This window comes from Saccharopolyspora gloriosae (assembly GCF_014203325.1).
Lineage (GTDB): Bacteria > Actinomycetota > Actinomycetes > Mycobacteriales > Pseudonocardiaceae > Saccharopolyspora_C > Saccharopolyspora_C gloriosae.
This window is the reverse complement of record NZ_JACHIV010000001.1, coordinates 2,028,701-2,041,119: the sequence shown is the minus strand read 5'-3', so window position 1 is coordinate 2,041,119 and position 12,419 is coordinate 2,028,701. Positions and strand designations below refer to the sequence as shown.

Below are 12,419 nucleotides of genomic sequence, written 5' to 3'. Positions count from 1 at the left end.
GATACTGCCGCCATGAGCGAGTTCACCACCACCGACGGCGCCCGGCTCGGCTACCGCGTCGAGGGGAACCAAGACGGCCCCGCACTGCTCCTGCTACAGGGGCAGGCGAACTCGCAACGCTGGTGGGACGGGGTGCGCTCGGACTTCGAGGACCGGTTCCGCACCATCACCTTCGACTACCGGGGCACCGGGGCCACGTCGGCACCGGAGGCCGACTGGACGACCAGGTCCTTCGCCGCGGACGCCGCCGCGGTGCTGCACGAGGCCGGTCACTCGCACGCCCACGTCTACGGCACGTCGATGGGCGGACGCATCGCGCAGTGGCTCGCCGTGGACCGTCCGGAGTTGGTGGACCGGTTGGTGCTCGGGTGCACCACGCCCGGAGGCGCGCACGCGGTCGAGCGGGACCAGCAGGTGCGCCGCTCGTTGATGAACCCCGACCCGGCGCAACGCCGGCGCGCGCTGTTCGAGCTGATGTACACCGACGCGTGGACCGGCACGCCGGAGCAGAGCACCGTCCTCGGCGACCCGTCGATGACGCCGGGAGCCACCCGCCTGCACCTGCGGGTCAGCGCCCGGCACGACGCCTGGGACCACCTGTCGGAGATCCAGTCCCGCACCTTGATCTTGCACGGCCACGCCGACCGCTTCGCCCCCGTCGTCAACGCCGACCTCTTGGAGGAGCGAATTCCCCATGCCACCAAGCACGTTCTGCCGGGAGCCCGCCACGCCTACTTCGACGAGTTCCGCGACATCGCCTCACCCCTGGTCGTGGACTTCCTGACCGACTCGCGCTGACGCACGGTGTAGCGCTGTCAACTCGCGCTCCAGCGGCGCACGAACCTCCGCTGCCACGGAGTTTCTACGGCGCGCGGCGAGTAGTGGCGCCGAACGTAGCCGACCGCGTCCGCGCGCGGAACGCCGTCGAGCACGGCGAGGCATGCGAGCGCGGTTCCCGTCCGCCCGACACCGCCCCCGCAGGCGACTTCGACGCGTTCGGCACTCGCCCGCTCCAGCAAGTCGCGCAAGGCATCGGCGAAGTCCCACCGGTCCAGCGGAAGCCGGAAGTCGGGCCAGCGCACCCAACGGCTCTCCCACTCCGCCGGTTCAGGACGGCGACCGAGCAGGTGCAGCGCGAAATCGGGCATCGGCCCCGCGGGCAGCGGGTTCCGCAGCCCGCGTCCGCGAACGAGCTTTCCCGAGGGCAGCGGCAGAACTCCCGCACCGGCGGACGGCCAGGTGTTCGTCATGGCACCATCCCTCAACGAACACTGCGGAAGTTGTCGGCGGGCACTTCCAACGCCTCCCCCGACGCGAAGAGCACCCGGACACCATCGGGCAGCCACCGGACGTCGTGAATTCGCGGCTCATCGGCCGCCCCGAAGCCGACCTCCACCGGGTAGTAGGAGACCTCGGCGTGCGGCCCCAGGTGCAACTCGTACTCGACACCGGTCGGCCGCAGAATCCGCAGCAGGTACAGATCGCTGGAGTACCGCGACCCGCCGTACTCGTAGGTCACCCCGGCATCCTGCGAGCGCTCCGCGTGCAGCACTTCCTCGTGCAACGCCACCGACGACGGCCCGACCACCACCAGAACGACGACGCACAGCACCACCACGCCGAGAAGCGCCTTGAGGACGACCGAGAACGAACGCGGCACTACGAGCCAACTCCCTGCGACGACGGGCCGGTGGGACGCATGCCAGCATGCCTGGCCCGGCCCGAGCGGAACCTCGGCCGAAAGGCCGCTACCCGACGCCGAACGACCGCCGACCTCTTCCCGCCCGACGTCGCTCGCCGGTTCAGCCGACGTCGCGGTCGGCGCGGTACCTGCCGCTGAAGCGGACGTGCTCGATCATGATCCGCTCGGCGGTGTAGCCGTCCCGATCGGCGAACGCGTCGATGATCTGCTGGTGCGCGTCGAGGTGTCCCTGCGCGCGCACCGGTTCCAGCCACAGCGACGCCCCCGCGGGCACCGGGTAGCTGTTCCGGATGGCCCGAGCCTGCCGCCCCAGGAACGCCGGTCCACCGATGTCGGTGATCAGCAGGTGGAAGCGGCGGCTCTGCTCGCCGAGCAGGTCGTGGCGTTCCCGAGCCGCGTCGTCGAGCATCGAGCGGTGCACGCGGCGGAGTTCGTCGAGCTGCTCCGCGGTGATCCGCTCCGCGGCGAGCTTGGCGCCGAGCCCCTCGACGACGGCCCGCACATCGTAGAACTCCCGCAACGCGTCGTCGCTGAGGTCGATCACGGTGGCGCCGTGGTGGCTCTCGTAGCTGATCAGGCGGTCCTTCTCCAGGCGCCGCAACGCCTCCCGCACCGGAGTGATCGAGACACCGAGGCGTTCGGCGATGGAGTTCGCCTTCAACGGCGTGCCGCCCGGAATGCTGGCGTTGCGCAGCTCGCCCAGCAGCACGTCGTAGACGTAGTCCGCCTTGCTCATCGGTGGCCGGTTCACTGCCGGTTCTCCTGACTGCATCGCCATCCTTCGTGTCGGGAAACGGACGACCAGTCTCCCGCACCTGCCCGAGCGCTCCCGGTTCGACCACGAACAACCCTTGACTTACAAGTTGCATCTTATAAGTTACATCTCCATGACCAGCCTCACCGGATTACGCGTCATCGACGCCGCGACCCTGTTCGCCGGGCCGTCCGCCGCGATGCTGCTCGCGGACTTCGGCGCCGACGTGATCAAGATCGAGCACCCGACCCGCGGCGACCCGGCGCGCGGCCACGGCGCATCTGCCGATGGCGTCGGTCTTTGGTGGAAGACCCTGGCGCGCAACAAGCGGACCGCCGCCGTGAACCTCTCCACCACCGAAGGCCAGCTGATCATCCGCGAACTCTGCGCCGACGCCGACGTGCTCATCGAGAACTTCCGGCCAGGAACGCTGGAACGGTGGGGGCTGTCCCCCGCCGACCTCCAAGCGATCAACCCGCGGCTCGTGGTCGCCCGGATGACCGGGTTCGGCCAGCACGGCCCGATGTCGCGGCAGCCGGGCTTCGGCACGCTCGCCGAAGCGATGAGCGGGTTCGCCGCATCCACCGGCGAACCGGACGGGCCACCGGTACTGCCGCCGTTGGCGATGGCCGACGGGATCGCCGGGCTCGCCATGTCCTACGCGATCATGGTCGCGCTGCGGGCCAGGGACGAGACCGGGCGCGGCCAAGTCATCGACATGGCCATCATCGAGCCGATCGTGAGCATCCTCGGTCCGCAGATGACCGCGTACAAGATGCTCGGCACCATCCCGCCGCGGACCGGCAACCGATCCAGCAGCAACGCTCCGCGCAACACCTACCGCACCCGCGACGGCCGTTGGGTCGCGGTCTCCACCAGCGCGCAGGCCATCGCCGAACGCGTCATGCACCTCGTCGGACGGCCGGACCTCGCCGAACAACCGTGGTTCCAGCACGGACGCGGGCGCGTGGAACACGTCGAGGAGCTGGACTCGGCCGTCGCCACCTGGATCGCCGAACGCGACGCCGACGAGGTGATCGACTCGTTCGAGCAGGCCCAGGCCGCGATCGCGCTCGTCTACGACGTCTCGGACATCGCGCAGGACCCGCAGTACGAGGCGTTGCAGACCTTCGTCGAACTCGACGACGACGAACTGGGCGCCACCACCGTGCAGAACGTGCTGTTCCGGCTGTCCGACACGCCCGGCGAAGTGCGCTGGCTCGGCCCACCGCTGGGACGGCACACCGACGACGTGCTGGCGGAGCTGTCCTACTCCGCGAAGCGCATCGCCGAGCTGCGGGAGAGCGGGGTCGTGGCATGACGCCGCCGGTGTGCTCCCTCTACGTGCCCGGTGATCGTCCGGAGCGGTTCGGCAAGGCCGCGGCCAGCGGCGCCGACATCGTGATCCTCGACTTGGAGGACGCGGTCGGCGCCGACCGCAAGGACGTGGCGCGCGAGAACGTGTGCGCTCACCTGGCCGAACGCAGGTCAGGTCCCGAACTGCACGTGCGGATCAACGATCCGGCGACGGAACGCGGTCGGGCGGACCTCGCCGCGCTCGCCGAACTGCCGGGCCTGGACGCGGTGCGGGTCCCGAAGATCCACGGCGTACGGGATCTCGCCGTCGTCGACGAGGCTTTCGGCGACCGGCCGACACCGGTGCAGGCGCTGCTGGAATCGGCACGCGGCCTCACCGACGCGGCGGCGATCTGCGCGCACCCGAGGGTCGCCGGTGTCGGGCTCGGCGAGCAGGATCTCGCGGCGGAACTGTCCATCACGGACCAACGCGCCTTCGACCACCTCCGGTTGCGGCTGGTGCTGGCCGCAGCAGCGGCCGGCCTGCCCCCGGTCGCGATGTCGGTGCACGCGGACGTCCACGACGAGGCGGGACTGCGGGCGTCCTGCGCGCACGGCAGATCCCTCGGCATGTTCGGCCGCTCCGCGATCCATCCCCGCCAAGTCCCCACCATCCGGGCCGCGTTCCGCCCGACACCCGAGGAGATCGCCCGCGCCGGTGAGGTCGTCGCGGCGGCCGAGCAGCACGGCGGCGAGGGCGCGCTGGCACTGCCCGACGGGCGGTTCGTCGACGCGCCCATCATCGCCAAGGCCCGCAGCACCCTCGCGCTCGCGGACCGGCTCGCCGAACGCGGCTGAGCCGGAGCCGGCCACCGAAGTCCGGCGCCGCCGTCGCAGGTCCCGACGACGCGCCCGTCCGATCAGCTCACCTTCCCGGTGACCCCGCAACGATTCGAAGGAGCTCGTCGTGGGCGTAGCAGTGTGGGCACTCATCACCTACATCGCGATCATCGTCGTCTGGAACACCGTCCTGAAGCGCAACATCGGCGAAGCGATGCTCGTCGGATTCGTCGCCGTGTGCCTGTTCGGCGGCGGCGACGCGCTGGAGCTCGCGAGCGCGGGGCTGGACGAAGCCCTCTCCGAGGAGGTGGTGTTCGCTGCCCTGGCGTTCGTGTTCATGGGCTACCTGATGACCGAGCTCGGCCTCATCGACCGGCAGGTCACATTGCTCAACTCGGTGTTCGGCAGGCTCCGGGGAGGTTCCGCGTACGTGTCGACATCGGCGGCGGCCCTGCTCGGCGGCCCCGCCGGATCGGGCTCCGGCATCGCCGCCTCCGTCGGGTCGGTGACGATCCCGTGGATGATCCGGTCGCGGTGGCGGCCCGATCTGGCGGCGTCGCTGGTCGCGGGCAACGCCGGGCTGGGGATCTCCATCCCGCCGAGCTCGTCGATGTTCCTGCTGCTGGGTTCGGCGGCGGTGGCGCCGGTGCTCAGCGCGGACCAGCTCATCGTCGCGGCCTTCGCCGGTGGGTTGTGGACGGTGCTGTACCGGTTCGTCGTGGTGTTCATCTGGGTCCGCCGGTTCCAGATCGCGAAGATCTCCGGGGAGGACATCGCGCCGTTGCGGGTCGCGCTGAAGCAGGGTTTCAGCTCGCTGCTGGTGTACGCGGGCATCGCCATCCCGGTCGTGCTGACGCTCGATTTCGGCGTGCGATTCCTGGAATCCCGCGTCGGCGACGCGGCCGACGACATCAGCGTCATCGTGTGGATCCCGGTGCTCACCATCCTCGCGACGCTGCTCGTGGCGTGGCGGCGGCTGCCTCGCACGGGACGCGAGTGGAGCACGTACCTCGGCAACATGGCTTCGCGCTACGCGGTCATCGGCGCCACCCTGCTGTTCGCGTTCGCTGCGGCGGCCAGCCTCGGCGAGCTGGGACTGGTCGCGCAGCTCACCACCATCATGGAAGGCTTCGAGGCTCCGCTGTGGATCGTCGCCTCGGTGGTGGGGCTGCTGCTCGTCGTGATCGCGGCGCCGCTGACCGGAACCGCCACCATCGCCGCGGTCGGCGGCGTCGCCTTCAGCGCCCTGACCGCCGCCGGAGCACCCCCGGCCGCCGCGGCCACCGCCATCCTCATCTTCGCCTCGACCGAGGGGGCCTCCCCGCCCGGTGCCGCGCCGATCTACATCGCCACCGGCATCGCCGGCGTCGATCCGTCCCGCACGTTCCTGCGGCTCATCCTCTGGTTCGTGCTGCCGATCCTGGCCATCGGAGTGCTCGTCGCGACCGGCCTGCTCCCCGTTCCCGCCTGAGCGAAAGGGAAACCATGTCGAACGAATCCCACCAGCCCGGCACCGCCCGCGCCCTCGCGCAGCGGATCAGCATGCCGGTTTTCAAGGTCTGCCTCGTCGTGTTCCTGGTGCTCGGCGTCGCGCTGGTCCTCGTCCAAGCCGTTGGCATCGTCATCGGCAACGCCGCCCTGGTGTCCGGCGCGGTCGACCTGCTCGGCGCGCCGACGACCATCGCGGCCGGAGTCACTGGACTGCTCGGGTTCGCGATGTCCTACGTATTCCCGTGGACATCGGGCGAGGACTGAGGCGGTGGGCCCGGAACTCTCAGCGGGTTCCGGGCGCGCGACTCTGCCCCGGATCATCGGCGGTCGAAACGACCTCGCTTGACCGCCTCCGTGAACGCGGGCACGTCGACGCGTAAGACCGGACCTGATGGGTCCTTCGAATCCCGCACCAAGCGGAGATCCGCCGACACCTCCACGCACGCGGAGCCGTTTTGACTCCGGCTGGACTTCAGCCACCGGCGTTGTTCGCTCATCACATTCGCTCCAGACTCTGGATCCGTCGGGCCATGGCTCTGCTCGTTTCCGCCGCACCGAGGGCGATGTCGTCCAGGTGATCAACGGCCTGGCGGTACGCCCTGATGTCGTCGTCCTCGTGCAGGAACAAGGTGGAACGGCGGTTCTCCAACTGCACGATCGGGGTGGACACCTCCGATTCGAGCAGTGTGAACGCGCCTTCCAGCGCCGGTTGCCAGCCGCTGCGGAACGGAACCACGCGCAGCTCGACGTTCGGGCGCCGTGCGCTGTCGACCAGATGCCGCAGCTGCGCCGCCATGGTCCCGGCGTCGCCGACGATCTGGTGCAGCACGGCCTCGCCGAGGAACGCCCGCATGGTCACCGGATCGGTTCGCGTGAGCACTTCGCGGCGCCCCAGTCGCAGCGCGACCCGCGCCGACACCTCGCTCGACGGCACTCCGCCCGCTCCCATGATCGCCCGAATGTATCCCGCTTCCTGCAACAAGCCCGGCACCAGCAACGGAGAGACCTCGGTGATCCGCGTCGCGGCCTGCTCGAAGTCGATCAAGGCCGACAGCTGCTGCTCCCGCTCGGGCAACGCCGTCGCCACCCACGGCGGGTTCTTCGTCTCGTAAGCCAGCGACACGATCTCCTGGAATCGCGTCCCGTTGACGTCCAACGCCCCGAGGATCTGCGCAACCCGCTCCGGCGTGAACGGGCGCTCCCCGTTCTCCCAACGCGAGATCTCGCCGGAGTGGCGTCCGATCCGCTCCCCTAACTCGCGCAACGTCACCTGGCGTTCGTTGCGGATCTTGCGCACGGCGATGCCCAGCGCACGTGCTTTCGGAGTCGCTGCCACCTGCTCACTCCCCGGTTCTCGTCCGCACGGCGCTCGCCCGACGTTCACCCGCTGCGCAGCCGGCAACTCGGTTGAGGCGATCACCATGCTCCTACGAAGATCGCCATTACCAAAACGGAGCGAAGCTACCAGCGGATTCGGCAACGGCCCGGTCGCAGCGGAAGTGGCGTCGCGGATTCACCTGACCGAGCAGGGGGCTGAGCAATGCAACGTCACGACCCACCCGAATCAATGATCGAACACCGCGCGGACGCGGCGGAGACGTCCGACTGGACACCGCTGGAACGGACGATCCGCACCTGCTACTACTGCCGCCAGCCGTACCGGGCCGCCGTGGACGCGACCAAGTGCGAACGAATCCACGAAGCGCTCGCCGCCCTCGCCCGGAGCGACGGCGATGCCGGTTCATGACCGGTGCGGATCAGTCGTCCCGCTCCCCGACCACCACCCGGTAGCGGGCTGCACGTGGATGACCTCGGTCCTGGAAACCGGATGGCACCTGGTGCCCGCGCACTACGAAACGTTCCGAATCCCCTGCGCCTGCGGCCACTTCCTCACCGGCCCGGTACACCGCCGCCTCCTCAACAACCCACCCACCGAACACCGCTGCACCAGGTGCGTGGCAGCGGTGTCCCACGATCACCCCTGCACATCGACCGACAGGTCGGGCCGCCCGAACTTCATCAGGCCGACCCTTCATCAACGGACACGGGACGAAATCTGACCGAATCAGCATCGGCGTATACCGTAAAACCCGCGGTCGAGGTAAACCCGACCACGCCGTCGCGAACTTCGATATCCCGAAATGGATTACCTTCTTCAAAATAGGCAACCCACATCAGTTCACCATCGGATGTTTCTCGCCCGAAAAATCCTTCCGACCCGTACGACCCTTCCCCCGCGAAGAAGTACGCCCCAGACCACTCCACCTTATTGGTAATATCGATAAAGGTCACCTCCTCGGGGTCGTTCTCCATCATCTCATCGAGACTAAACTCCTCCAGCACCTCAACTTTCGAACCCCCCGAGAAGCTCAACCTTGCAGCGAAGCTTTCACCACTGGCACCATAGATGCCATCTCTAATCGGAAGCATCCATTGGTTCCACAGATCTTGAATCTTGGTCACTTGTTACACCCCGGCTTCGCTGGCCTTTCCCGAAGGCCCGTGTCAGGAACCACGCCACCAGCCTTCTTGTTTCTTCGATCGTTGAATCGCTGCTCAAACTTTTCTTGCCAAGTCATCCCCTTACTGCTGTCAGGATGAGGAGCATTGGGGTTGACCTGCTGCACTGGAACAAGTGGAGTGCCCACCTCACGAGCAGCATCAAGCCTTCGATTGTCATACGTTACCAGCTGCCCGTCCACCTCAAGCACATGCAGCGCAGCATCAGACCGATTCCAATCCCACTTATTCTGCCGCATCAGTTCAGCGTAGTCATTGCCGGAAATGGTGCGCTGGGAAAAGTTAATCGTGTTTGGGTCAACCCACCTAGTAGAATCCTCCGCCGTCAACCCCAAGGGGTCAACGAGGGCCTGAGGATTGAATACATAACCGTGGGGCCTAGGCCCCGCCGCCAACCCCAGCGGGTCCCCACTGCCGTACCGTCCCGTGCTCGGGTCGTAGTGGCGGTGGAAGTTGTAGTTCAGGCCTGTTTCCGGGTCGGCGTACTGGCCTGGGAAGCGCAGTGGTGTGTAGGCGCCGGTGCGGCTGTGGTCGAGGGTGTTGCCCCACAGCGTTGTGCGGTGGAACCAGGCCACTCCGCCCTGGTCGTTGATCAGCTCCGATGGGGAGCCGACCAGGTCCGTGACGATCGAGTAGAACTGCTGGTCCACCCACTGCTGGGGCGCGTGGCGCAGGGGCGCGCGTTCGCGCTGGGCCAGCGGGCGGAACGTGCCGGGCTCGTAGTCCCAGACCGTCACGTGCAGGTCGGCGAACTGGAGACCGCCGGGCACCCCGTCGGTGTGGGCCTGTTCGGCGAGGACCACGCCGTCCCAGGTGAAGTCGATCTGCTCCAGGATTCGATCGCCGGGCCCGAGGCGCTGCTTGGCGACGCGGCGGCCCAGCGGGTCGTAGCGGTAGCGCCAGCGGGAACCGTCCGGTGTGAGCACGCCGGTCAGCCGGTCGTCGGCGTCCCAGAAGTAGCGCCAGGTGTCGGGCTTGTGCGACAGCCGCCTGCGCTGGCGCAGGATCATCCGGCCTTGGTCGTCGTGCTCGTAGCGCACCGAACCTGCTCGGCGCACCAGCGTGCCGGAGTACTCGCGGTCCCCGACGGAGTCGGCGTCGGGTGAGCCCGCGGGCACCGGCCAGGCCGCGTCGGTGACGTTCCCGGCGGCGTCGTAGGTGTAGCGCTCGGTCCAGCCGCTGGCGCGCACCGCGGTGACGCGGCCCGCGCGGTCGAGCTCGAAGGTGCGGGGGCCGGTGAGGGTGTCGTCGACGCCGGTCAGCAGGCCGTCGGCCCGGTAGCTGTAGGAACGCTGCTGCACCTGGTGACCGGTGGCTCCGGTGATGTGCTGCGACAGCAGCTGGTGGTTGGCGTCCCAGTCCTGGGTGAGCACGGCGTTCGCGCCGAGCGCGCGGGAGGTCTCGTGCCCGGCGGCGTCGTAGTCGAAGCGCAGCGTTCGGCCGCCCGCGTGCAATGCGGTGGGCTGGTGGGCGGCGTTGAACTCCCACGCGCTCTCCGCGCCGGACGGCGTCATCCGCCGCACCCGTCGTCCGAGCGCGTCGTAGGCGGAGTGCACGGTGCGGCCGTTGACGCTCTCCGCGAGCACCCGCCCGGTCGCGTCGCGCTGGAAGCGGATCTGGGTGTCGCCGTCCCTCGCCTCGGCGAGGCGGCCGGCCAGGTCGTAGGTGAACGTGGTCGTGGCGCCGGGGGTGCGGCGTTCGATGACGTCGCCGAGGACGTTACGCACGAACGTGGTGGTCTCGCCGACGCCGTTGGTGCGTTCCAGCAGCTGCCCGGCCGCGTCGTGCCGGTAGGTGACCTGGCGGCCGTTGAAGTCGGTCTCGCGCACGAGGTTCCCGGCTTCGTCGTACGCGTAGCGCCAGACGAGTCCTTGCTCGTTGGTGACGCTGGTCAGCCGCAGTTCGGTGTCGTAGCCGAACTCCAGGCGGGTGCCGTCGGGCCGCACTTCCGCCGAGGGCAGGTCGAAGTGGGTGACTTCGGTGTGGGTGGCCTGGCCGAGCGCGTCGACGTGGGTGCGGAGGTTGCCTTCGCCGTCGTAGATCCACCGTTCCGCGGCACCGTCCGGCAGGGTGCGCCACGCGGGTTTGCCGTCGACGGTCCAACCGAAGCGGGTCGTGCCGCCGAGCGGATCGACCACGGCCGACGCCCGGCCGAAGCCGTCGCGTTCGTAGCGGGTAGTCGCACCTGCGGCGTCGGTGATCGTGAGCGGCAGCCCGGCCGCATCGGTCTCGACCTGGCGTGCTCCGCCCAGCGCGTCGGTGATGGCCGTGAGGTGACCGTGCTCGTCGTAGGCGTAGGTCGTCGCCGCGCCCATCGCGTCGAGCGATCGCGTGAGGTTGCCGCGCTCGTCGTACTCGCGGCGCGACACGGTGCCGTCCGGGGCGATCACCGTCGTCGGCAGCCGCAGCTCGTTGTACTCGAAGCGGGTCTGCGAGCCGTCGGGGCGGGACGCGGCCAGCAGGTTGCCGGACTCGTCGTAGTCGTAGCGCACGGTGCGCCCGAGCGGATCGGTCTGGGACAGCAGCCGGTCGAACTCGTCCCACTCGGAACGGACCTCGTCACCCGCGGGGTTCACCTCCCGGATCGTCTGGCCGCGTTCGTTGAGGTGGTAGGCGGTCTGCTCCCCCAGCGAGTTCGTCCATCGGGTCACACCGTCCTCATAGGACATGCTTCCGCTGAAGAAACCGCCGGAACCATCGGCCTGCACGACGCGGCCCTCGTGGTCGTAGCCGTAGCGGTACCAGGCGCCGTTGCGGTCGGTCCAGCTCGTGATCCGGCCCGTGTCGTCGTAGGTGAACGTCAACGGCATGCCGGAGGCGTTGGTGACTTCCGTGAGCCGCCGTCCGGAATAGCCGTAGCGCACCAGCGCAACGTCTTCGCCGTCGGCCGCGTCCCGCAGGTGCAACGCGGTGATCAGGCCGTCTTCAGAGTCGACGCGGATGCGGTAGCCGCCGCTGTGGCGGATCTCCAGCGGAGTTCCGGCCGCGTCGCGGTCGAAGTCGATGCGGTGCCCGTTGCGGTCGGTGATCGCCAGCAGCGGCAGCACCGCGCGCCCCAGGCCGACGCCGAAGTGCAGCGTGCGGCCCTGCTCGACGTCGGTGATCGTGAAGCCGTCGGCGGTGCGGGTCAGTGCGCGGCGCGGACCGGTGCGCGGCTGGACCGGCGAGTCGTCCGCGGGCAGCGGGTAGAACAGCAGCGTGCCGTCGTCGGCGGCGAACGAGACCTCGTTCCCGTCGACCTCGAGCCGCTGGTCCGCGGTGGACGACCAGCTCGGGCCGAAGTGCCGTCCCACCCGGTACGACGACAGGTGCGTCCGGTTCAGCACCAGCGGCAGCACGCCCGCCAGTTCCACGTCCGTCTGCGGGAGCACCATGTCGCCGCTGGCGACGTCGATCGGGTCACCGCAGGTGTTCTTGTCCTTGTCCGGCACTCGTTCGGCGTCGGCGCCGCGGTTGTTTCCCTGGATCGACGAGTCGTCCGGCGAGCCGGTGCGGCCGGACGGCGACGTCCCGTTCGGGCCGTCCGGGGTGTCTGCGCCGGACGGCTTGGTGCTGTCCGGGCCGGAACCGCCGAGTTCAGGTCCGGTCTGGTGCCCGTTGCTCGCGGGCGGCGCGCTGGTGCTGCCGGTGGACGCCGGACCGGAACCGCCCGGACGTCCGGCCTGCGCCGACTGCTGGATGCTGTCCTGCGCGCCGGACACGCTACTGCTCGCGTCGATGTTCCCGTGGCGCTGCGAAGGCCTGCTGCCGGGCGCGTCACCGCCGCCGTCGCCGCCGTGAGGTTTCCTCGCCACTTCCGCCGCCTCCGGGTCGTCC

13 protein-coding genes are annotated in these 12,419 nt (G+C 69.1%); 6 read left to right on the top strand and 7 right to left on the bottom strand.

The window, feature by feature from the left end; translation table 11 throughout:
• The first annotated feature begins 12 nt into the window (after positions 1–12).
• The gene (locus BJ969_RS09285; RefSeq protein ID WP_184478468.1) at positions 13–798 is read left to right on the top strand and encodes an alpha/beta fold hydrolase; all 786 of its coding nucleotides are present in this window, start codon (positions 13–15) and stop codon (positions 796–798) included.
• A 17-nt stretch (positions 799–815) separates the two neighbouring features.
• Here BJ969_RS09285 and BJ969_RS09280 read toward each other — a convergent pair whose 3' ends face one another.
• From BJ969_RS09280 to BJ969_RS09270, 3 genes are all read right to left on the bottom strand, one after another.
• Entirely contained in the window at positions 816–1,250 is a 435-nt protein-coding gene (locus tag BJ969_RS09280) for a protein-tyrosine phosphatase family protein (RefSeq protein WP_184478466.1), read from the bottom strand.
• Between the two features lie 11 nt (positions 1,251–1,261).
• On the bottom strand, positions 1,262–1,660 hold the full coding sequence (locus BJ969_RS09275) for a hypothetical protein (RefSeq protein ID WP_184478464.1): 399 nt from the start codon (positions 1,658–1,660) through the stop codon (positions 1,262–1,264).
• Positions 1,661–1,802: 142 nt separating this feature from the next.
• Positions 1,803–2,453, bottom strand: coding sequence for an FCD domain-containing protein (locus BJ969_RS09270; RefSeq protein WP_221315758.1), 651 nt, complete (start codon positions 2,451–2,453; stop codon positions 1,803–1,805).
• 136 nt (positions 2,454–2,589) lie between these two features.
• On the opposite strand from BJ969_RS09270, the gene BJ969_RS09265 reads away from it, so the two are divergent.
• The 4 genes from BJ969_RS09265 to BJ969_RS09250 all read left to right on the top strand — a co-directional run bounded on the left by BJ969_RS09265 (position 2,590) and on the right by BJ969_RS09250 (position 6,347).
• A complete protein-coding gene (locus BJ969_RS09265; RefSeq protein ID WP_184485045.1) occupies positions 2,590–3,777 on the top strand; it encodes a CaiB/BaiF CoA transferase family protein in 1,188 nt (395 codons plus the stop codon).
• Positions 3,774–4,610: an HpcH/HpaI aldolase/citrate lyase family protein gene (locus tag BJ969_RS09260; RefSeq protein ID WP_184478462.1), complete on the top strand. Its 837-nt coding sequence runs from the start codon at positions 3,774–3,776 to the stop codon at positions 4,608–4,610. The genes BJ969_RS09265 and BJ969_RS09260 overlap by 4 nt, the downstream gene beginning before the upstream one ends.
• A gap of 109 nt (positions 4,611–4,719) precedes the next feature.
• Entirely contained in the window at positions 4,720–6,063 is a 1,344-nt protein-coding gene (locus BJ969_RS09255; protein WP_184478460.1) for a TRAP transporter large permease subunit, read from the top strand.
• Between the two features lie 14 nt (positions 6,064–6,077).
• The gene (locus BJ969_RS09250; protein WP_184478458.1) at positions 6,078–6,347 is read left to right on the top strand and encodes a hypothetical protein; all 270 of its coding nucleotides are present in this window, start codon (positions 6,078–6,080) and stop codon (positions 6,345–6,347) included.
• A 53-nt stretch (positions 6,348–6,400) separates the two neighbouring features.
• On the opposite strand, the gene BJ969_RS09245 is transcribed toward BJ969_RS09250, so the two are convergent.
• Together BJ969_RS09245 and BJ969_RS09240 are read right to left on the bottom strand one after the other, a co-directional pair.
• Entirely contained in the window at positions 6,401–6,580 is a 180-nt protein-coding gene (locus BJ969_RS09245; RefSeq protein ID WP_184478456.1) for a DUF397 domain-containing protein, read from the bottom strand.
• Positions 6,580–7,419, bottom strand: coding sequence for a helix-turn-helix domain-containing protein (locus tag BJ969_RS09240; protein WP_343071310.1), 840 nt, complete (start codon positions 7,417–7,419; stop codon positions 6,580–6,582). Before BJ969_RS09240 ends, BJ969_RS09245 begins: the two co-directional genes overlap by 1 nt.
• Positions 7,420–7,650: 231 nt before the next feature.
• Here BJ969_RS09240 and BJ969_RS09235 point away from each other — a divergent pair, with 231 nt between their 5' ends.
• Positions 7,651–7,830, top strand: coding sequence for a hypothetical protein (locus tag BJ969_RS09235; protein ID WP_184478454.1), 180 nt, complete (start codon positions 7,651–7,653; stop codon positions 7,828–7,830).
• A 272-nt stretch (positions 7,831–8,102) separates the two neighbouring features.
• Here BJ969_RS09235 and BJ969_RS09230 read toward each other — a convergent pair whose 3' ends face one another.
• Entirely contained in the window at positions 8,103–8,546 is a 444-nt protein-coding gene (locus tag BJ969_RS09230; RefSeq protein ID WP_184478452.1) for a hypothetical protein, read from the bottom strand.
• Entirely contained in the window at positions 8,543–12,397 is a 3,855-nt protein-coding gene (locus BJ969_RS30780) for a DUF6531 domain-containing protein (RefSeq protein WP_184478450.1), read from the bottom strand. The genes BJ969_RS09230 and BJ969_RS30780 overlap by 4 nt, the downstream gene beginning before the upstream one ends.
• Positions 12,398–12,419: the final 22 nt, after the last annotated feature.